At 69.3% G+C, this 19,778-nt stretch carries 16 protein-coding genes and 1 pseudogene; 6 read left to right on the plus strand and 11 right to left on the minus strand.

Annotated elements, in window-relative coordinates; all coding sequences use genetic code 11:
* Nucleotides 1-204: 204 nt before the first annotated feature.
* On the minus strand, nucleotides 205-1,050 hold the full coding sequence (locus tag ACFWBF_RS01855; protein ID WP_385593578.1) for a hypothetical protein: 846 nt from the start codon (nucleotides 1,048-1,050) through the stop codon (nucleotides 205-207).
* 303 nt (nucleotides 1,051-1,353) lie between these two features.
* Nucleotides 1,354-2,007 (minus strand): TetR/AcrR family transcriptional regulator, encoded by a 654-nt coding sequence (locus ACFWBF_RS01860; protein ID WP_385593580.1) that lies wholly within the window; start codon nucleotides 2,005-2,007, stop codon nucleotides 1,354-1,356.
* Between the two features lie 122 nt (nucleotides 2,008-2,129).
* Here ACFWBF_RS01860 and ACFWBF_RS01865 point away from each other — a divergent pair, with 122 nt between their 5' ends.
* A complete protein-coding gene (locus tag ACFWBF_RS01865) occupies nucleotides 2,130-3,743 on the plus strand; it encodes an amidohydrolase (RefSeq protein WP_385593583.1) in 1,614 nt (537 codons plus the stop codon).
* A 957-nt stretch (nucleotides 3,744-4,700) separates the two neighbouring features.
* Here the strand turns inward: ACFWBF_RS01865 and ACFWBF_RS01870 are convergent.
* The 3 genes from ACFWBF_RS01870 to ACFWBF_RS01880 all read right to left on the minus strand — a co-directional run bounded on the left by ACFWBF_RS01870 (nucleotide 4,701) and on the right by ACFWBF_RS01880 (nucleotide 7,507).
* Nucleotides 4,701-5,753, minus strand: coding sequence for a rod shape-determining protein (locus ACFWBF_RS01870; protein ID WP_385593586.1), 1,053 nt, complete (start codon nucleotides 5,751-5,753; stop codon nucleotides 4,701-4,703).
* Nucleotides 5,754-6,067: 314 nt separating this feature from the next.
* A complete protein-coding gene (locus ACFWBF_RS01875; protein ID WP_385593589.1) occupies nucleotides 6,068-6,415 on the minus strand; it encodes a hypothetical protein in 348 nt (115 codons plus the stop codon).
* Nucleotides 6,416-6,667: 252 nt separating this feature from the next.
* Nucleotides 6,668-7,507 carry an MFS transporter gene (locus ACFWBF_RS01880; RefSeq protein WP_385593592.1) on the minus strand — a complete coding sequence of 280 codons (840 nt, stop codon included), beginning with the start codon at nucleotides 7,505-7,507 and terminating at the stop codon, nucleotides 6,668-6,670.
* A 707-nt stretch (nucleotides 7,508-8,214) separates the two neighbouring features.
* On the opposite strand from ACFWBF_RS01880, the gene xerC reads away from it, so the two are divergent.
* The 4 genes and pseudogenes from xerC (at nucleotide 8,215) to ACFWBF_RS01900 (ending at nucleotide 12,473) form a co-directional block, all read left to right on the plus strand.
* Entirely contained in the window at nucleotides 8,215-9,624 is a 1,410-nt protein-coding gene (gene xerC / locus ACFWBF_RS01885; protein WP_385593595.1) for a tyrosine recombinase XerC, read from the plus strand.
* Between the two features lie 567 nt (nucleotides 9,625-10,191).
* On the plus strand, nucleotides 10,192-11,409 hold the full coding sequence (locus ACFWBF_RS01890) for a hypothetical protein (RefSeq protein WP_385593598.1): 1,218 nt from the start codon (nucleotides 10,192-10,194) through the stop codon (nucleotides 11,407-11,409).
* A 254-nt stretch (nucleotides 11,410-11,663) separates the two neighbouring features.
* Nucleotides 11,664-12,212 (plus strand): annotated as a pseudogene (locus ACFWBF_RS01895) (NRDE family protein); the annotation flags it as partial.
* Nucleotides 12,213-12,281: 69 nt separating this feature from the next.
* Nucleotides 12,282-12,473 (plus strand): hypothetical protein, encoded by a 192-nt coding sequence (locus ACFWBF_RS01900; protein WP_385593777.1) that lies wholly within the window; start codon nucleotides 12,282-12,284, stop codon nucleotides 12,471-12,473.
* 40 nt (nucleotides 12,474-12,513) lie between these two features.
* Here ACFWBF_RS01900 and ACFWBF_RS01905 read toward each other — a convergent pair whose 3' ends face one another.
* The 5 genes from ACFWBF_RS01905 to ACFWBF_RS01925 are packed head-to-tail and all read right to left on the minus strand — an operon-like array spanning nucleotide 12,514 to nucleotide 18,098.
* Nucleotides 12,514-13,725 (minus strand): hypothetical protein, encoded by a 1,212-nt coding sequence (locus tag ACFWBF_RS01905; protein WP_385593600.1) that lies wholly within the window; start codon nucleotides 13,723-13,725, stop codon nucleotides 12,514-12,516.
* Between the two features lie 51 nt (nucleotides 13,726-13,776).
* Entirely contained in the window at nucleotides 13,777-15,300 is a 1,524-nt protein-coding gene (locus tag ACFWBF_RS01910) for an FAD-dependent monooxygenase (RefSeq protein ID WP_385593603.1), read from the minus strand.
* Nucleotides 15,284-15,985, minus strand: coding sequence for an O-methyltransferase (locus ACFWBF_RS01915; RefSeq protein WP_385593606.1), 702 nt, complete (start codon nucleotides 15,983-15,985; stop codon nucleotides 15,284-15,286). Before ACFWBF_RS01915 ends, ACFWBF_RS01910 begins: the two co-directional genes overlap by 17 nt.
* Entirely contained in the window at nucleotides 15,982-17,271 is a 1,290-nt protein-coding gene (locus ACFWBF_RS01920; RefSeq protein ID WP_385593609.1) for an isochorismate synthase MenF, read from the minus strand. The genes ACFWBF_RS01915 and ACFWBF_RS01920 overlap by 4 nt, the downstream gene beginning before the upstream one ends.
* A 38-nt stretch (nucleotides 17,272-17,309) precedes the next feature.
* Entirely contained in the window at nucleotides 17,310-18,098 is a 789-nt protein-coding gene (locus tag ACFWBF_RS01925; RefSeq protein WP_385593611.1) for an SDR family NAD(P)-dependent oxidoreductase, read from the minus strand.
* Nucleotides 18,099-18,318: 220 nt separating this feature from the next.
* On the opposite strand from ACFWBF_RS01925, the gene ACFWBF_RS01930 reads away from it, so the two are divergent.
* A complete protein-coding gene (locus ACFWBF_RS01930) occupies nucleotides 18,319-18,861 on the plus strand; it encodes an isochorismatase family protein (RefSeq protein WP_385593615.1) in 543 nt (180 codons plus the stop codon).
* Nucleotides 18,862-18,897: 36 nt separating this feature from the next.
* Here the strand turns inward: ACFWBF_RS01930 and ACFWBF_RS01935 are convergent, their stop codons facing one another.
* Complete coding sequence (locus ACFWBF_RS01935; RefSeq protein ID WP_385593618.1) at nucleotides 18,898-19,533, minus strand: hypothetical protein; 636 nt, start codon at nucleotides 19,531-19,533, stop codon at nucleotides 18,898-18,900.
* Nucleotides 19,534-19,778: the final 245 nt, after the last annotated feature.

The following is a 19,778-nucleotide window of genomic DNA, read 5'->3' on the forward strand; positions in this document are numbered from 1 at the left end:
CTTCGTCGACAGGAGCGCGGCCGGCGATCTTCCCCAGTTACTGGTCGATCAGGCCGCGGGCGATTAGAACCGATACCAAAGGCGGTGCCGGCTCCGGCGGCTCGGCCGGGCGTGGCGGGGCCGGAGGCAGCGCCGACCACGATCCGGAGGAGCACGGGGGGCTCCGGCGTCGACGGTGTTAGCCGTCCGGGCTGCGCGGCTGGTCTACGGGCTTCCCGTAGCGCTGGCTCGACTGCGGTACAGGGAGCTTCCCCGGCCGAGGAATGCCACGCCTACCCCTACGCAGTGCCTGAGCATGCCGAAGTTGCCGGTGATCCTGGCCAGCGTAACGTCATCGTCTTGAAAGACGGTCTCCCGCGCGAGGAAGATGAGGGTGCCGGATGGATCTCCGTGGGCGAGGGAACTGCATCCGCTCCACAGAGCCACGGCAAACTTTCCGGGGCTGAGCTTGTCTCGGGCCCCCTGGGCACCGACCTTGTCGCCGGCCTCCTCGACGATCTCGGTGTAGTCGGGATCTTTGAGGACTGCCCTCACGCGGTCCGGTGGGGTGCCGGCGCGCAGCGCCAGCTGCCGGAGCTCTTCCTCTCGGGCCTCCTTCGTCCTCGGCGTTTTGCCGCCCAGAAGCTCGTGCAGCTTGGTGGCGGAGCGTATGTCCTTCCTCTGCAGAGCCAGGCGCCTCTGGACGCGGATCAGGCTGTCGTCCGGTGCCAACATCCACACCGCACGTGCGGCGTTCTCAATGACGCCCCGGGCAAGGGAAGCCTGGGCATGGGTGTGCAGAGTGGCGGTGACCTGGCCGGCGGAGTCCTCGGTGAGCAGGCTGGTGCGCAGGGCCCGTAGGTGGTCTCCGGCCACGGTGAGTGCGCCCCAGGCGGCGTGAGAGAGGTGGTAGGGCGCCACGGCGGTGTCGTCTGCCGCCATTTCGCTCTCCGCGGCCGGCTTCCAGGGGCCGGCCGACGGGTCGGTGGTGGTGGGGTCTTCGAACTGCCGGCCATGCTCCAACAGCTGTACCAGCACTTGCAGATGCTGCTGCTCTTCCCTGTCGTCCATCACCCGAGATTAGGCACGACTCGGGCAGTGCGCTGCGCATTTCCCCCTGGGTGTGCGGTCAGACCTGAGGGGACGAGTAACCGCAGACCAGGCGTGATGCTGACCAGTTCGGCCTCCACCATCTGCCAAGCTTCCCCGCGCGTCGTGCCCGGGCTTGCCGTTCACGCCCGGCGCGCCATCGCCACCGTCTCATCCGAGCGGGGAACAGGGTGGGCACACCGGCGAGGCCTTCCTTGCCTCCAATGCCGCCTTGTCCGTGGAGGGGGGGGCCGGTCGAGCCCTGATGGGCGGGCTTGCGTATGGCTACCGGGTTGGCCCGGTTGCGTATCGCGCGAGGAACATCCGGACTGCGGCGGTGGTGTAGCGGTCGATGGTGGTCCGGTCGGGCGTTGTGCCGAGTTGCAGCATCGCCTGGTCGGGGATCAGGACCATGGTGTGTGCGTAGAGGGTGACGGTGACCTGGGGATCGTCCAGGCGTAGGAGTCCGCGGTCGGCGAGGCGGCCGAAGGCGCGCAGGAGGTACTGCTCCAGGCGCTGGGGGCCGCGTTCGTTCCAGGTCTGGGCCAGGTGGGGGAAGGTGGTGGACTCGCCGATGATCAGTCGGCGCAGGGCCAGGACGTGGGGTTGCAGCATGACGGTGGCCCAGGTGGTGCCGAGGCGGGTGAGGTCTGTTTCCAGGTCGTCGGACTCGCCGAGCGCGGACTCTTCCACCTGGTCGGCAAGGGCGCCGAGGACGTTGTCGAGGACGTCCTGGACGACGGCGCGGAAGAGTCCTTCCTTTCCGCCGAAGTGGTTGTAGAGGGTCTGGCGGGACACCCCCGCCTCGGTGAGGATCGCGTCGATGCTGGTGCTCGCGTATCCGTGCCGCAGGAAGACGCGCATCGCCGCCAGCCGGATCGCGTCCTTTTTGGAGCTGCCTCGCCCTGCCGGGCCGGGTGGTCTGGGGGATGCTGGCATCGGTGCTCCTGTCCTGGCGCACGGACACGCCCGTAGATAGAACCGAGAGTCTATCAACGCGCATCACGGCAGCTCAGTGCTAGCCTTTAGATTAGATCGTCTAGTCTATTCCGGAGTTGATCATGACTGTTCGAGGCGCAGACGTCGTGGTGCGGGCCGCTGCGGTGCACACCCTGGTGGCCGGGCAGGGTCCACAGCGGGCACTGGCCGTGGCCGGCGACCGCATCGCCGCGCTCTCGGCGAACCCGCACGGCCTGGACGGCTGGATCACCGAAGCCACCACGGTCATCGACGAGCCGGACGCCACCGTCCTGCCGGCGTTCGACGACACCCACACCCACCTGATCCTCGCCGGGCACAGCGCCCACGACGTCCCCGTGCACAAGGCCGGGACCATCGCCGAGTTCCTCGACCTGATCCGGCGGCGGGCGGCGACCACCCCGGACGGGCAGTGGATCCGCACCACCACCAACTGGCAGGAACTCAACCTCGCGGAGCGGCGGATGCCGACCGCGGCCGAACTCGACCAGGCCAGTGACCGGCACCCGGTCCTGGTCAAGCGCGGCGGCCACAACGACGTCGTCAACACCATGGCCCTGCGCCTGGCCGGCATCACCGATGACACCCCGGCCCCGCCCGGCGGCGTGATCGGCCGCGACGAGCAGGGCCGCCTCAACGGCCGCCTGATCGACAACGCCATGGGCCTGGTGGAGCGCCTCCTCCCGCCGCCCGACGTCGCCACCCGGATCGACGGCCTGCGCCTGGCCTCGGCAAACTACGCCGCGACCGGCATCGGCACCGTGCGCGACTGCATGGTCCCGCTGCCCGACCTCACCGTCCTGCGAGCGGCCCGCGAGCAGGGCGTCCTGAGCACCCGGGTCCGCGCGCTGGTGTCCGCGATCGGCATGAGCGACCCCGCCCAGATCGAGGACCTCCTCGACGGCATGCAGGACTGGCGCTACAGCGCCGACCCGCTGCTGCAGGTGTGGGGTGTCAAGTTCGTCCTCGACGGCGGACTGGAAGCCGGCGCCACCGAGGAGCCCTACTGTGACCACGCGGGCTTCTACGGCACTCTGACCTGGGAGCCGGACGCACTCGTGCGCTCGATCGAGGCCGTGGTGCGGCGCGGCTGGCGGGTCGGCGTTCACGCCTACGGCGACCGCGGCGTGCGGACCCTGCTGGACGCCTACCAGGAGGTCCTGGAGCGCAACCCCGGCCTGCCGAGCGGGATGCTGGTGATGGAACACGGCGGCCTCGCGGACGCCGAACAGCGCGAGCGCGCCGTCGCCCTGGGCATCCCGGTCACGGTGCAGCATCCACTGCTGCACGACACGGCCGAGGTCGAGGACGGCTTCTGGGGCCCCGAGCGCGTCAACCGCCTCTTCCCAGCCCGCCAATGGCTCGACCAGGGCGCCCTGGTCACCGCCGGCTCCGACTTCCCCGTCGGCGCGTACGGCGCCATGCGCTCCGTGTGGGGCATGGTCACCCGACAGACCGTCACCGGCGTCCGCGGCCCCGAACACGCCATCACCCGCGACGAAGCCCTGACCCTGCACACCGTCAACGCCGCCCGCCTCACCGGCGAAAGCCACCTGCGCGGCACCCTCACCCCCCGCCGCCTCGCCGACCTCACCCTCTGGCCCACCGACCCCACCACCTGCACCACTGACCAACTCCGCGACCTCAACCCCACCCACACCCTCCTCGGCGGCAAAACCGTCCACAGCGCACAATGACCACCACGCCTGCATCCACATCCGCAGGCTTGGTGGCCCATCGGTGCCCCACTTCGAAGTACCGCGGCGGCAGTGAGGTGCATCGCACGCTTGTCTAGCGGTGCTTGTCATCCGGAGGCACGAGACAGCCTGAGTACCCGGCTCCTGGTTCCGCGCCTTCGACGATCCGGCGTCGGGGGGTACAGCTCACACCGACCTCGCTCATCGAGCGATTCTAGGCATTGCTCCACCCTTTCGGCGCACGGGCCGCGCCGACGGCGAGCGGCCTTCGGCCCGTCGGAACCGGTTGACGGGAACCCCAGTTCCGAAACGGCGTCGCCGCTCACGAGCGGGAGTGGTCGCCGCAGCCGCTCAGGCCGGAGGCCCGATCTTGGAAGTCATGACCCGAACGTAGTGATGCAGATGCTCCCTCGGCTGTTTCTCTACCGCTTCTGGCTTGTTCCGGGTGGCACCCGGGATCACGAGGGCCGCCACCCGCTCACGGTCCGACCGCCCGGCGGATTCCGATCGGGGTCGATCACCGCCGACTCGACGGGACGCCTGGCGCGGCCCCGAACCTCGACGGCCCGTTCAGCACCGGGCCGTGGATTTCCATGACTTCACCTGACGCGATCGACCGCCAGACCGATCCCGGCCTGGCGGTCCACGTAATCTGCGACAACCACTCCGCCCACAAAGCACCGGTCGTTCGCAAGTGGCTGCTCGCGCATCCCCGGTTCCGGGTGCACTTTCCCGCTACCCGTCGTGGATCAACCAGGTCGAGCGGTGGTTCGCCGAGCTGGCACGACGCCGCCTCGAACGCGATGTGTTCTGCTCACTCGACGACCTGAAGGTGGCACCCGAGAGCGGGAACGAAGTCCGGAACAACCAGGCCAGGCCATTCAAGTGGACCAAGACCGCCGACCAGATCCTCGACCGCATCTGCCGCTACTGCGACAGCATCTCCAAACCAGATCACTACGAGGCCCACGTGACGGAGCCGGTGGCCGCCAGGGCGGAGGCACCGCTCCAAGCCCGGTGGCCGGGTGCGAGCGGCGTGATGACGTTCACCGGCGCGCCGCCTGTGTACTCGGGCAGGGCTCGGAGTTCCTTGGTGAGCCGCTCCGTCACCCCGGACAGCAGGGCCGTGCCACCGGTCAGGACCACGCCTGCGAACAGGTCGGCGCGGATGCCGCTGTCCGCCCACTGGATCACGTTCACGACCGTCTCGGGCAAGCCGTTGTCCTCGACGCCGAAGAACGACGGCCGGAAGAGGACTTCAGGACACCGGAAGCGCTCGCTGTCGAACGTGACCTCCCCTCCATCCGGCAGCGAAACAGTCCTCTCGAACGCCGTGTCCTTACCCGCGCGGTTCATGCAGTCGTCGAAGTCGGGGGCGACGAAGCACCCGCGTTCCTTCACCACCTGGACGGAGTCGCGGTCCCTCGTCGTGGTGAAGGTGTATCCCCGCTCGGTCAGAATCTTCATCAGATAGCCGGTGAGGTCCCTGCCGCCGACCGGAATGCGCAGCACCCGGCCGACCGGCCGCCCTTGATGGACGGCACTGACCCTGGTTCCCGCCGCGCCGATGTCCACCACGGCCGCGGTACTGCGGCCGGCGGCGGCCGCTGCGGCGACGCCCGTGTCCACCAACGCGACCCGCCCCGCCCCCGCCTGCCGGGCCATCTGGATCAGACGCTCGCCCTGCTCGGCAATGTGGTCGCGGTGCTGCACCACCACCACGCCGCCCGAAGCAGCGGCCTCCGGCCACGTGCGCAGGGCATGCCGGTACAGGGCAGCGAAGCCATCCCAGTCCACCACCTTGCCGTTCGCAATCGGGCGGGAGCTCGTCGCCGTCCCTGAGTTCGCCTTGGCGTGGGCCTCCTCCCCCACCAGGAGAGCCGACTGCCCAGGAATTTTCGGGCGGGCAACCTCCGAGGGAAACACCACCTGCGGCGCAGCCTCGCCAGCCAGACCGGCCTTGATCTGCTCCGAACCGCAATCGATCACCACAACACTGTCGGCCATCATCCCCACCCCTCCACGCCTTCACTTCTGGTCACCGACGAGCGTGATCGATTCGCGTCAGCCAGGACAACCCCATCCCCTCGTACAGATGAAGGGTTGGGAACTGGGCCCCTCAGGGCATGGGGTTGGTGTAGGGGCGGGACGAACTCTGCTGACGGCGGGGGTGTTCCTCAGAGCGCGCCAGGTTCGGGCCGCGGCCCGGTCTCGGGGTTTCTGTGGCGAGCAGGGGTCGCTGGCCCGTCCGGATGCCCGGCTCCGCACGTCCGTTGTGGCGCGCCGTGGTGATGCCGGGGCCGGGCGGTGTGGCGGTCGTGAGGTCAAGACTGCTGGAGGTTGACCTCGATCGGCTCGGAGGTCGCGGCCCCGCCACCGGCACGGGTGATCCGGTAGTGGACGGGGGTGGTCGGCCCACCGTCGGCGGCCCGGATGGTGTCCCAGGGGATGGTGAGGGTGACCGGCTTGTCGCCCTCACCCTGGGGGACGGTGTACGGGACAGAGGTGCCCTGGTCGCCCCAGTACACCTGGACGTGGTCGCCGGCGGTGAAGTCCGCGTGCGCGGGGATGGTGACGTTCACGCCGCTGAGTGCGTCTGCAGGGTTGATGAGGCCGTCGTCGTCGGCTTCCGCGACGGCGGGCGCGGGCAGGACGGGGTCGGTGCCGCTCATGGGCTGCTCCCTCGGTTGGGATTCGGTTGGGATGCGTGTCGCAACGACGCGCATGGTGATTTTCCTTCAGGACGGCACGCCACGGACGGAATTCTCGAGAATGTCCTGCTACCGCCCCCAGGGCGGCAACGGCTTTGCCCGCTCCAACCCGCCCCCACGGCCCTGCCCGCCAGCCGAGTACGGGGATGCGAAGGCGAACAGGCGCGGTCCGATGGAGTCGATGCTTGCTGCGCTGTTCTGCCTGGCCATCAGCTATTGGATGCCGGAGGCGACCGTTGGCCGGAAAGAGGCCGGAGCGAGATCCTTTTGCCGGTCAAGATCGCAAGCGGGGCGCACGCCGTGCGGGTGGTGGCACTGCCGCGCGCCCTTCATACCCTGAGACAATCCAATTACTTTTCGTGACGTCACTTCTGGCGCTGGTCTCCCGCCTGACGTCCTTCCCCGCCGGCGGCCCTCTGGGCACGCAGGGCGCGTTGGACGCACAGGGCCGAGGGTCTTGCGGATGGTGTAGACGATTGCGCCGGCGGCCAGCAGACCGGGAATGACGGAGAGGCCGATCGCCCACTGGACGCCTACCCAGGCGACCAGACCCAGCGCGAGGAGGGGGCCGAAGATCGCGCCGAGGTTGTCCATCATCCGCTCGAACCCGTACGCCCGCCCGTACGCCTTGGCCGGGACGAGGTCCGCCAGCAGGGCGTTGCGGGCAGGTACCCGAAGCCCGCGTGCGGTCCAGGCGGCGGCACGGAGAAGTCCCACCTGCCACACCGCGGTGGCGCCTGCGGTTGCCGCGCCCAGTACTGCGGTCGCCGCGTACCCGCCGACGGCGACCTTCCGACGTCGCGCCGGGTCGTCGGCGAGGACGCCGCCACCGAACCTGGCCGCCCCCGCCAGCGCGTCGGAAATACCCTCGATCGCCCCCAGTGCAGCGGCGGGAGCGCCGAGCGTGGAGGTCAGCAGGGAGGGCAGCAGCGCGGTCGGGATCTCGTGGCCGACGTCTGCGAGGAAACTGGCCGAGCCGATGCCTTTGACGCCCGGGCTGAGCCACTTCTCCTGGTCGGGTGTGGTGTCAGCGGGCGGCGCGGTGTCAGTCATGTTGGGCAGTCTGATGGGCGGAAGGCGTCCTCCACAGTGGACGATCCCACCAGCTGCGCAGGGCTGGGTCTGCGATCTCTCCGAGGCCGCTGGCCTCGCAGATCGCAGGAGAACCCGAGCCTTCGAGCGCATCTACGCAACGGAACTGTGATCCGGGCTGCCCTGCCTGCCCATCGTTCGGGCTCCCGTTCGAGCTTCGCCCAGGACGGAGTCCCCGAACGCCCCGGCAGTCGTCGCGTCAACCTCGGCGAGCGTGCGCCGGCCGATTTTCGCAGCCTCCTCGTGCCGCGACTGGCTATCGCTGCCCCGGATCAGTCGATCCGTCCGCCATGACAGCGCTCCTGCGACGTACGGGAGTATCGAACGCGGTGGCGCCCCAGCGACGACGGCCTCGCCATCAAGTGCGGCCCGGACCCGGCGCTCCAGTCCTCCACCCAAGCCAACCAAGATCCGGGCCAGTCGCGGACCAAGCCGTGAACACTCCGGCGATGACGTACGTTTTGCCTGGTCAGTAGAGGCGCTGATCGTGTACCACCAGCAGACAAAGAACCTGCTGGGCGTCTGCGAAGCTCGGTCAAGGCGCTGCCCTTGGCGCCCGGTCAAGGGAAACGCACTGGTCACAGCCGGTGTGAGGATCGTGGTGGTCGCATGTGGTCGCACGAGACTGGAGGTGTCGGTCTTTCCTCCGCCTCCTGGAGGCGATCCGCATGCGTACCACCGCCGACCGCGGCCGCATCTATCGCAGGTGTGGCTGCCGGGATACCCGCCATCACCAGCTCGGAGCACACTGCCCACACCTGCTCACCGACGGCCACCACGGGACGTGGACCTTCGCCGTCGACATCCCCGCCCCACGGCACCACCGGACGACCGTCCGCAGGGGCGGGTTCGGCAGCCAAGATGCGGCCGAGGTCGCGCTGCGGAAGTTCCAGGAGGGCGAGGCCGGCGGGTTCGACGCCGACCCGAACCAGACCGTCGCCGCCTACCTGAACGCGTGGCTGGATGCGAAGGCCCTCGTACTGAAGCCCACCACCATGGCCCGCTACCGCGACTACGTCCGCAACGACCTCATCCCTGCCTTCGGCATCCTCAAGCTCGACCAGCTCGCCCACCGGCACATCTCGGCCTTCATCACCTGCCAGCTCGCCGCCGGCCGCGGCGAGACCACCCTTTACCGGTGCCTTGCCACCCTCTCCAGCGCCCTCTCCAGCGCCCTCGGCGACGCCGTCAGGCAGCACCGCCTCCCCCACAACCCGGCCCGTCCCCCAGTCCTGCACCGCCCTCCTTCGCCGGAGCGTCGCATCTGGACGGCCAAGGAGGCCGCCCGCTTCCTCGCGTACTGCCATCAGGCAGATCCCGAGATGGCCGACCTGTTCGAGGTGGTCATCGGCACCGGCATGCGCAAGGGCGAGGCCCTCGGCCTCCACTGGGACGACGTCCACCTCGACCAGGGCGTCTTCTACGTGCGCTGCACCCTCTCAGCCATCGACAACAACCGCCTCGTCATCACCACGCCGAAGACCCGATCGAGTCGCGGCTGGGTCGCCATCTCGCCCCGTGTCGCCACAGCTCTCCGGCACCGCGCGCAAACAATGCCTCGAACGCGCGGCGATCCTGACGATCCGTTCGCCGGACTCGTGTTCTGCCGACCCGACGGCCGTCCTCTCGGACCTCATCAGGTCCTGGACCGACTTCGCCGCCTCTCCGCCGAAGCCGGTGTCCCGAGGATCACGGTGCACGACCTGCGGCACCTGGCCGCCACCATCACCATCACTGCCGGCGTGCCACTCACCGTGGTCTCCAAGACGCTGCGGCACTCCACCCTGTCGACCACCGCCAACATCTACAGCCACCTCACCCAGCAGGCAGCCCGAGAAGCCGTCGACACCATCGACCACACGCTCACCGGAGCCGAGAAGGCCAGCCACCAAACGGGCCGTGCGGCATGGCTGCGACCACCACGCGACCACATCCACCGGCTCAGTGAGCTTGTCCGCCGACTCCGCTCCCCCGCGCCGCCGGCCTTCAGCGCTACGGCCGACCGGCCACGGAGTGGACGTGCGACCACATTGCGACCACCATGGCTCCGGACGCACGAAAGGCCGTCCTCTCATTAGTGAGAGAACGGCCTCCGACCTGCGTAAACGCTGGTCGGGACGACAGGATTTGAACCTGCGACCCCTTGACCCCCAGATCGATGGGTCGGGCCCATAATCGGGACATGTGGCGCTATTTGAGGGCGGGGAACGTGTATCAATGCGCGTGCCGTGCACCTGCGGGCAGCGGTGCTGGTCCCCAACTGGTCCCCAAGCAGTCGTCACCCCGAGGCGCCACTCGGCAGGTTCAAACGTCTTGGGTCGGCCCCGCACGCCCTGGGCTTCGGCCCGGTCCCCCAAGCCGAGTTGGACTCCCACCTACCCCAATTGTGACGCCGCTCACTCTGGCGGGCGACTTGAAGTCGTGATGCGACAGGCAGCGCGGGCCCGACCGGTCGTAGTGGTGGGGCCGTCCCGTCACTCGATCGGCGAAAGCCACGCCTGAGCCCTCGGGCGTACGACAGGCTGGTGCGGCACACATTTGGCGTCCCGAGGCAGGAGCTCACGAGCGTGTCCGCGAGCGTTGCAGCACATGACGAGGCACCCCTTCCCACGGCACGCGACGTTCCCCTCGGCCCTTTGGCAGGCATGGACGTACCGCTGTGGCAGGGAGCGAGCGGCTCGGTGCTCCACCTGTCGGCGGAGTGTGGGGCGTTCCGGGTGCCGCCGCAGCGGGCCGGCGTCAGCCTGCGCGTACCGGACCGCGGCAGCACGGCCGATGTGCCGGAGCCCGGGGGCTGCCGGCGTTGCCCCAACCCGTTTCCCGACTACTACACACAGGCCCGTCGTCTGATCTCGCGCATGGAAGAACTGGGCACGCTGGCCGCTCGGCTCGAATCCGGGCGCGACCTGGAGGCGTACTGCGACGTGCTCGCGTTCGGGAGGCACGGACCGGGATCGAGCGACCCGAAGGACGCCCACCGTCTGCTGCGCAAGCCGCTCGCGGCACTGGGCGCCGCCCGGGAGCGGCTGGCGCAACACCATGCTGACGCGTACCGCAGCGGGAAGGCCGAGGAAGAGCTGCTCCTGATCGGGACGGCAGCGCTCCTCGACTCGGACTTCCGTCGCCGCCGGCCTGGGAAGTTCCGGCTCCCCTGGCAGGAGACCTGGGAGGATATCTGCGAGGAAGCCCTGAACGCACGAGAGCTGCAGGATGCCTCGCCGGGCACGGCCCGCTATGACTACCAGTACGGATTCGACCGGTGGTGCGAGACTTGGCTCAAGGCACTGCTGCATCTCGCCCCTGCGGAGCAGCACAACCACTCCTCTCCCATCGCGGCACGATGGGCACGCGCCAATGACGCCTTGGAGCGTGCAATCAAGTGCGATCTTCAGGATGAGCCGTGGGTGACCAGGCTGGTCGATCAACTTCACAACACGGGTCGAGGAATGGTGACCGGCATCGCCGCTTCCATGGCCGATCCGGTGGTCGTGGCTTACGACGGGCGCGAGGCGATCGATCTGCCCTGGCCGGCCCAGTACCTCCTCTGGGCCCAACATCCAGGCGGCGTCCGAGAAGCCGGCCACAGCCGACACCGCCTGACCGCCCTCCCACGGCTCTTCACCCTCCTCGATGGTCTCTCGCGCCGCTCCCTGCGGGTGATCGCCGACACCGAGTGGCCCGACTCGCCGGCCGTCTACCAAGAGGCCATCGACAACGTCGCCAAGACCGCGTTCTCACCCGAGGCCCACTGCTGGTGGAATACCGACGCAGCCGGGCGGCTCCCCCACCTCCTGGCCGTGGCACGCGCTGACGCCGTCTCCGCACAACGACAGGCTCAGCGCTCCCAGGCCCCCTGGCGGTAGGCCACCGCACGTGCGGGCCCTCTGGTCGTCAGCTCATCGGCAAGGCGGACGTGAGCAGGTCTCGGGCAGCCTGGCTGTAGACGGCGGAGGGCTGGAGGAGCCCGAACGCCTTGCGGAACACGCCGAGCCCTCCCTGATCCCTGATCCTCTCGGCCCCGGGGTATCCCTCGCCTTCGACCCTGCCGCCGTCGAAGATCGAGAAGCCAGTGCGCCTGGGGAGTATCGGTCAAACCAACTTTTTTGAAGGGGCCCAGGTGTGCATCGCGTTCATCAGCCTGGAGTCGGCGTCGCGTTGGCCGGTTCTGGTGCTGTTTGTCAGAGACGGGTACCGCGACCGGGCGTGGCGACTGCCCGGAACCCACTGGCCTTCACAGCCTGCGGTTTTGGGCGGCCTGGACCTGTTGGCGGGGGGTACGTGGCTTGCGCTGGATCGGGGTACCCCGGTCGGCGCTGTGCATGGTGAGGGGCGTGCGCAGCGCCTGGCTTGTCTGCTCAATGGGTCAGGGGTGCCTGCTGATGCGGCTTCACGCAGGTCCCGGGGCGATGTGCCCCTCACGATGACGAGAACGGGAAGCCTCGAAGGTCTTGATCTTGAGTGCTACGACCCCTTTCACCTCGTGTACGCGGACCGGGCCGGGGCACGGGTGATGAGCTGGTCCGGGCAGATGCTGACGACGTACGAGCTCACGTCCGGGATGCATGCGGTCGCAGAGGACGGCCTGGTCGGCCTGGGAAGTCGCACCGAGGTGCCGTCGGTGGGGAGCGAGCGGTCGCTGGCTCGCGTTGAGCGTGCCCGCCGGCGTCTGGAGGCTGTGCCGCGCCCGGAACCCGTAACCGGTGGGACGGCCGCGGCCTGGGGTGCCTGGCTGGCTGTGGCCAGTGCAGACGCTGCACCTGCCGCCGGCTCCTCCCGCCTGGTGCAGGCGGGCGAGCTACGGCGGGGCAGGTGGTGGTCGACGACATCGGTCGCCCTGGTCGCGCTCGGTCGGGAGTCGGGGCCGCGTTTCGACTTCGATCCGGATCCGGTCGCGGGCGGGGCCTGGTACGAGGTCGCCATGGTGTGAGTCCGACGTCGTCCTCCGTCACGCGGACGCCGGTGTCTGGTCAGGGAAGCAGGCTCTGGCCGCGTGTGAGGCTGCTGATGCCAACGGCCAGCTGCGCGGCCGCCGTTGTCTTCTCGCGCAAGGCGTCGTCGGGAAGTGCGAGCAGCCATGACCGTGCGGCTTGTGCCCGCTCCTCGGGGACCCGCAGCACCGCGCGGTGGAATCCTGATGTACACGGCCCGCGGTTGGCGGGGTTGCCACGGAACGCTTTCAGTCCGATGCCTGCCGGCGGGGCAGGAAGCGAGATCTCGTTGGCTACCGGCAGTTCGAGTGCGACGCACTTGGCGAGCGGTGACCGACGGGGGAAGCTGCCCAGGGCGGCGGCCACGTGCACGGCGTGGGGGTCGACGTCGGTGCTGGCCCAGCTCATGTTGGACATGCCGCCGAATCGTCCGTTCACCTCGATGAGATGAAGCTGTCCGAGAGGGGAGACGGCAAAGTCGATCTGCCATGGTCCGGCGGGCCGGTAGGCGGCCGCGATGTCGCGAATGGCCATGCCCAGTGCGGAACTGGCCCGGTCGGGCAGTGTCGCCGGTGCGACCCGGATCCGGCGGCCGGGGTTGCAGCCGCTGTCGAGGGGGCCGAGGGAGGCCACGGGCCAGGCCGTGGTGTGGGTAGGCCCGGAGAACAGTTCGACACCGAACTCCTGGCCTGACACCGCCTGCTGAAAGAGGACTGGATAGGCAACCGCACGGGCAACACGCTGCAGGTCTTCCTCGTCGGTCACGTAGTACCGTCCGGCATGCGACTCGCTGCGGGCCTCTTTGACCAGGGCGGGCAGCCCGAGAACGGAAGCGTCGAGCAGACGGGATGGTTCCTCGCAGACTGCGCCGGCCGGGACCGGCCATCCGCGTCGCCCGGCGGTGCGGTGAAGCTCCACCTTGTCGGTCGCCAGCGCGGCGAACTCGGGTGAGTGGACCGGAAAGTGCCTGCCTGCGGCGTTGTGGCCGCGAGCCACCCGCGCGTATACCGGGAGCATGCGTTCTTGGCCGATCAGCCCTGGGTTCGGGATGGCGATGTCGGCGTCGTAGTGGTCGAGGATCGAGCGCAGACCCCCGTCGGTCAGGTCGGCGGGGAGGATTCCGCAGACGATGTCCGGTCCGAGGAACGTCTCCAGTTCGGCGAAGCCGAGGACGACGACGTCGGCGCCGGCCCGCCGCAGCGGAGGGACGAGCCGGTCGGCTCGGAACTCACCCAGTACGACGACCCGCATGACCCGCCCTTTCACGATTCGACCATCGGCCACCGACCACGCCCGACGTGGTCATTTGGCCGCGTGGATCCAGGAATTCAAGGCATGCGTGCGCTCGGCATGCAACTCGCGCGGGTCCTTCGTCTCTGTGGCCCAGGCGACGTGGCCGTCGGGACGAACAAGGACCTCGGTAAGGCCCAAGAGGGCGTCCTCGTCGCCGTGCGCCCTGGCCGTCACAGCGCGTACCAGACGAGGCCTGACGGCAGAACTCGGCAGACAGGGGGACGCGTCCGGTACGTCGGCCAGGCTCAGCAGAAGCATCGTGCCGTCGTGCAGGAGGCTGTGGACGCTTGTGCGGCGGCCGTCGGCCGACAGGGTCAAGGGGATGTCCGGGATGCGCCGGCCTGTCAGGGCGTGGGCTGTGGGGTCCTGTGGAGGGTAGGCAGTATCGAGCGCGGAGAGCAGCCCGGCGAGGTACTGGTTGACCTGATCCAAACCGAGGAGGGTATCGAGGAGCTCACACAGACGCCGGGCGGGCCGGCGATACTGCTCGACCTGGGGCAGTTCGACGAGGAGTGCCTGTGCTTCGGTGCGGGCGGTGACCTCCTCGCCTACCCGATGTCGTTCGCTGTGGTAGGTGTCCAGCAGCCCCGGTGCCGCCCAGCCCTGGACTTCCGCGGCCAATTTCCATCCGAGGTTCATCGCGTCCTGGAGACCGGTGTTCAGGCCCTGGGCGCCGACCGGGAAGTGGATGTGCGCGGCGTCCCCGGCCAGGAGCAGACGGCCGGAGCGATAGCGCTCCGCGAGCCGGGTTGCGTTGCCGAACCGTGAGAGCCAGCGCGGCCGCGCCACCCCACAGTCAGTGCCGCACGCGCGCAGCAGGGCCGTACGGAACTCTTCGAGCGTGACCGGTTCGGCGGACGGGGTCCTCATGCGTGCCGGGTCCATGACCACGAACCGGGTCAGGCCGTGTTCGAGCCGCGAGACGAGGACGCCGTGGCGCCTGGGTCGTTGGAGATCGCTGTGATCGGCATCGGCGAAGTCACCGACCATGGCGGTGAACGTCTCCTCCGTTCCGGGGAAGGCGATGCCGGCAGCCCGGCGGACCAGGCTGCGGGCGCCGTCGCATCCCACTGCGAACTCGGCCCGGACCGTCGTATGCCCGTCAGGGCCCGTCACGCCTGCGCTGACGCCCGCAGCGTCCTGCCACAGGTCGGTCACCGTGTGCCCGCGGCGGATCTGGGCGCCCAGTTCAACAGCCCGTTGTTCCAGGAGTGCTTCGGTGCGGGCCTGGCTCAGGAGCAGGGCATGGGGATGCGCCGAGTTCAAGACGGAGAAGTCGAGCGGGGTGGTGAGCGGGGCGGCGAATTGCCATCCGGGAACGGTCCTGCCCAGGGCCAGGAAGCGGTCCGCCAGTCCACGCTGGTCGAGGATCTCAAGGCTGCGCGGGTGGAGATTGAGGGCGCGGGAGTTGGCCTGCCGTTCGCATCGGCGTTCCAGGACGAGGGTCCGTACGCCGGCCAGTGCCAGTTCGGCAGCGAGCAGCAGGCCCGTGGGTCCGGCGCCGACGACCAGCACGTCAGTGTCCCTGTGCACGAGGTTCTCCTGGAGGGAGCTTGCGGGCGAGTGTGAGCCCGTCCGCGACCGGCAGGATCAGTGACTCGACGCGAGGGTCGGCGCGGACGCGTGCGTTGAACTCGCGGACGGCCAGCGTCGTGCCGGTGGCATCGGGGAGGTGGATGCGGCCTTGCTGCAGCACGTTGTCGGCAAGGAGGAGACCGCCTGGTCGCACCCGTGGTACGAGCTCCTCCCAGTACCGGCAGTACTGGGGCTTGTCGGCATCGAGGAAGACGAGGTCGATGTCGCTGGACAAGGGGAGACCGGCGATGGTCTGGAGAGCGGGGCCGAGCCGGAGATCGATCAGGTGATCGACTCCGGCTTCCTGCCATGCCTCGCGGGCGATGGCAGTCCATTCGGTGGAGATGTCGCAGGTGATGAGCGTTCCGCCCGGTGCCAGCGCGCCGGCGAGCGCGAGGGCGGAGTAGCCGGTGAAAGTGCCCACCTCGACGATCTTGCGCGCATTCGCCAGCCGCGCCAGTAGCGCGAGCAGCACCGCCTGTTCGTGCGGGACCTGCATCACCGACGGCGAACCGAGAGCCCGTGTCCGTGTGATCAGCCGCTGCTGGACTTCCGAAGGCGGCTCCGCCTGCTCCAGGAGATAGACGTACAGGTCGCGAGTGATCGGAGCGCCTTTGACGCCGTCGAAGGATGAGTTGTTCACCGGATCCCTCCCGTCCGACGTGCGGCGAGGGCCGCAGCCGCTGTCGGCCGCGCCCGCCGGGTACTCCTGCGGGCATCCTCGAGTGCGGCGAGCATCGTGGCGAACTTGGCCTCCGTCTCGGCAAGTTCCGACTCCGGACGGGAGGCGCGGACGATCCCGGCTCCCGCGTGCAGGCGCAGCCCGTCCGCATCCAGTTCGCCGCACCGCAGGGAGATCACCCAGTGACCGTCGCCGGTTTTGTCCATCCAGCCGACCAGGCCGGAGAAGTAGCGCCGGGGCACCGCTTCCAGCGTCCGGATGAGAGCGGCGGCTGCGGGTGTGGGGGTACCGCACACGGCGGGCGTCGGGTGGAGGGCGCAGGCGAGCGTGAGCGCGGAGGGAGCGGGGTGGCGCAATCGGGCGTGAATGGGGGTGGTCAAGTGCCACAGGCGGCCGGTGGCGTGGAGCCGGGGCCGGGCGGGGATGTCCAGCGACTGGCACCAGGGGCGCAGTCTGCGGCCGAGGTCGTCCACGACGTGCCGGTGCTCGGCCTGGTCCTTGCCCGACCGCAGCAGCGCCATCGCCCGGGCGTGGTCGACCACGGGGTCCTGGTGGCGGGCAGCGGTCCCGGCCAGTGGCCGCAAGGTGAGGAGGTCGCCGGTACGCCGCAGCAGTGTCTCCGGTGTCGCCCCCAGGAGCATCGGTGGCGGGCCGTGCAAACCGGTTGTCGGCAGGGTCACCGCGAAGAGGCGGGCGGCGGTCTCGCGGCGGGCGAGGGCCGTGATGAGTGCCGGCACCAGGGCCCGCTGGTCGGCTGCGTTGCCGACTGCGTTAAGGGGGGCATACAGGGAGCGCGCCAAGACCGCTTTGGAGATCGTCCCGGCTTCGATCTCGGCCAGAACAGCACGCACGGCGGCACGGTAGGCCGAGGGCTGCGGCTCCGGCTTCGGCGTCGTCAGCCACGCAGAGTGCCAGGCGTTCGGCTCATGCCCGTCTGGGACTGCCTCGGCGTACGACAGAGAACCCACGAAGGCGGCCCGTTCCGCCGGCGAATGCCGGTGATGTTCCATGCGCGTCAGCCAAAGGTGCGCGGGGGCGGCTTCATCGAAGGGCAGGGCGCCCACGACCGCGGTGCCTGCAGGGCTCTGCCGCAAGGCCGATTCCGCTGCTTCGGCCAGAGCGGTGAACTGACCGGCCCCTGCCTGCACGGGCAAGGCATCACCCCCGGGGGAAGTGAGGGTGAGCCTGGGCGTCGACAGCAGCCAGCCGACACCTGAGGTGGCCCCGATGTCCGGGTGTGAGGGCATGCGGTGAGTACCTCCCAAGGTGCTGCGGGTGCTGCGGGTCAGCCGTGCAGGGCGGCGCCGCCGTCCACATAGAGGCTGTGCAGGGTGATGTGCCGGGCCTGCTCGGAGGCGAGGAACAGGACTGCGGCGGCGATGTCCTCGGGTTTGGCGAGGCGGCCCAGGGGGATGCCGACACGGAAGGCCGAAGGGTCGCCGTGCAGGACGGCGTCCAGGGCTGATTGGTCGGGGGCCATGCGGCGCAGCATCGGTGTGTCGGTGGAGCCGGGACAGACCACGTTGCACCGGATCCCCAGGGGTGCGACCTCCAGGCCGAGGCCCAGGGTGAGAGAGACGGCTGCCGCCTTGGAAGCGGCATAGGCGGCCATACCGGCGCGCGGGGTGCCGGCGCTGTTGGACGCCACGGTGATGATGCTCCCGCGCCGGTGCGGTGTCATGCGGCGTGCCACTGCCGTGGACCATACGAGCACCCCCGTCGTGTTGACGGCCAGCAACTCTTGCCACGCCGTGTCCTTGAGGGAGTTCAGAGGCCCTGTGTGCAGGACGCCCGCGACGTTCACCAGCAGCCCGACGGGCCCGTGCGCGGCCTCCACCTGGTCAAGGATCCGCTCGGCTGCCGCCGCGTCAGCGACGTCCGCCGTGTGCCACGTCATGCGGGAGGCGGCACCAGGCTCCGGCCCGGACATGGGGCCTGCGACTGCCGGATGGGTGATGTCCACGGCAGCAACCGCCGCTCCCTCGTTGACCAGATGCACGACCACCTGGCTCCCGATGCCGCCCGCAGCACCGGTCACGACCGCGGTGATGCCACGCAGACCCGTCAGGCGCATGACGGGCTCCCGTGCGCCCGGTACGCGCCGTGGGAGTCGGCCGCCGGGTACGAGCAGAATCCGCTGGCGATCTCGCTGTGGCCGAAGACCTGCGAGCACCTTGTATCGGGAGTGATGGATGTCGTTGCCTCGAATAGGCCCCTACGAACTGCCCGACGCACGCTGTCTCACTCTCAATCGTGTCGAATGGGCGCCCGATCCCACGAGAACGGCGTTGCTGGTGCACGACATGCAGAACTATTTCCTGCGTCCCTTCACTCCCCCCGGCCCCTTGGATGCGGTGACCGCCAACGTCCGTCGGCTGCTCATCGCATGCCGCACCGCCCGAATCCCCGTGCTCTACACGACCCAGCCGCCATGGCAGTCGCTCGCCGCACGCGGCCTCCTGAGTGACTTCTGGGGGCCGGGCTTGGGAGGAAGGCCCGACGACGACCGGATCGCAGGTCCCCTCGCACCCGCCGACGGCGACACCGTCATCACCAAGCACCGCTACAGCGCGTTCCACGGCACCGCGCTGCGTGCTCTGCTCGAGGACCAAGGCCGCGACCACCTACTCATCACCGGGGTATACGCACACCTGGGCTGCATGCTGACGGCAGCTGACGCCTTCGCCAACGGCATCCGTCCCTTCCTCATCGCCGACGCCACGGCCGACTTCGACCACGAACGGCATTGGCAGGCCCTGCGATACGTGGGCCAGTCCTGCGGCATGGTGACCCTGACCGACGACGTGCTCGCCTCGACCCCGAGCACCACGCGGTGACCTTCGGACCGCCCTGTATTCCGGCCCTCCGCCTGTTCAGGCGCACAGGTCCGTGATCAGCTTGCGCACACGCCCGACGGTCACCGGCATGACCCCGTGGATCAGCTGCGCCCCGTACACGAGGGTGGTGCCAGCCGGTGGCCGGCAGACCCAGCGGGTGGAGTCGATGGCACCGAGGTCGACGGGGCCCGACCGAGCGGTGACCTCGTGCACGAACCGCGTGCCGGGCGCGAACGCGCCGCCAGGGCCGGCACGGCGATCGCTCCACAGTTCCTCACAGGCACTGGTGTCGAGGTAGAACTCGCCTCCCTCTTCGGCGTCCTGCAGGTTGAACACCACGCGGGCCAGGAGTACGGGACGCGCGTCGGGGTCACCCATGCCGTGGACGTGCGAGCGGATCCTGTCTCCGGGCTTGAGGTCGTGGTAGAGCCACGGGGCGACGGAGGCGGCAGACGGGAAGGCGCGGCGGATGACGGGCATGGCTCGCTCGATCGCGCCGTCAAGGATCTCCTGCGCCGCCTCGGGGGGCGTCAGACCCTCGGCCGGCCTGGCGGGCACCCAGCCGGTGGCGGCCAGCTGGTCGTCCACGATCTTGGTGACCTGCGTGGTCTCCTCAGGGGTGAGAAAGTTCTCGATCGTCTGCACGGCCAAGGTCTCAGAGGTATTAATCACTTCTCGGTTCCTTTCGCAGCGCATTCCGCCCGTTCATTGGAGGGCGGCGGACTGCAGAAGCCAAGACCGTCGGCCAGCAACGTCGAGGGACCACCAGGCGCATGCGACGCGCACACCGGCGCACGAACTGCAGTCGTGCGCTGGGGCGTAGAGGCCCCGTCCACCACAACAGTGCAGGTCCGTCCAGCTCACTTCGATGTCCCGGTGGCCCCGGTGGCCCCGGTGGCCCCGGTGGCCCCGGTGCG

The organism is Streptomyces sp. NPDC060028 (assembly GCF_042736725.1).
In the GTDB taxonomy this organism is placed as follows: domain Bacteria; phylum Actinomycetota; class Actinomycetes; order Streptomycetales; family Streptomycetaceae; genus Streptomyces.

Excerpts from the sequence above, each read along its gene's own strand:
- ACFWBF_RS01925 (WP_385593611.1), bottom strand. The coding sequence starts at position 18,098 with ATGCGCCTGACGGGTCTGCGTGGCATCACCGCGGTCGTGACCGGTGCT.
- ACFWBF_RS01865 (WP_385593583.1), top strand. The coding sequence starts at position 2,130 with ATGACTGTTCGAGGCGCAGACGTCGTGGTGCGGGCCGCTGCGGTGCAC.
- ACFWBF_RS01905 (WP_385593600.1), bottom strand. The coding sequence starts at position 13,725 with ATGCGGGTCGTCGTACTGGGTGAGTTCCGAGCCGACCGGCTCGTCCCT.
- ACFWBF_RS01860 (WP_385593580.1), bottom strand. The coding sequence starts at position 2,007 with ATGCCAGCATCCCCCAGACCACCCGGCCCGGCAGGGCGAGGCAGCTCC.
- ACFWBF_RS01890 (WP_385593598.1), top strand. The coding sequence starts at position 10,192 with ATGGACGTACCGCTGTGGCAGGGAGCGAGCGGCTCGGTGCTCCACCTG.
- ACFWBF_RS01920 (WP_385593609.1), bottom strand. The coding sequence starts at position 17,271 with ATGCCCTCACACCCGGACATCGGGGCCACCTCAGGTGTCGGCTGGCTG.
- ACFWBF_RS01870 (WP_385593586.1), bottom strand. The coding sequence starts at position 5,753 with ATGATGGCCGACAGTGTTGTGGTGATCGATTGCGGTTCGGAGCAGATC.
- xerC (WP_385593595.1), top strand. The coding sequence starts at position 8,215 with ATGCGTACCACCGCCGACCGCGGCCGCATCTATCGCAGGTGTGGCTGC.
- ACFWBF_RS01880 (WP_385593592.1), bottom strand. The coding sequence starts at position 7,507 with ATGACTGACACCGCGCCGCCCGCTGACACCACACCCGACCAGGAGAAG.
- ACFWBF_RS01855 (WP_385593578.1), bottom strand. The coding sequence starts at position 1,050 with ATGGACGACAGGGAAGAGCAGCAGCATCTGCAAGTGCTGGTACAGCTG.
- ACFWBF_RS01875 (WP_385593589.1), bottom strand. The coding sequence starts at position 6,415 with ATGAGCGGCACCGACCCCGTCCTGCCCGCGCCCGCCGTCGCGGAAGCC.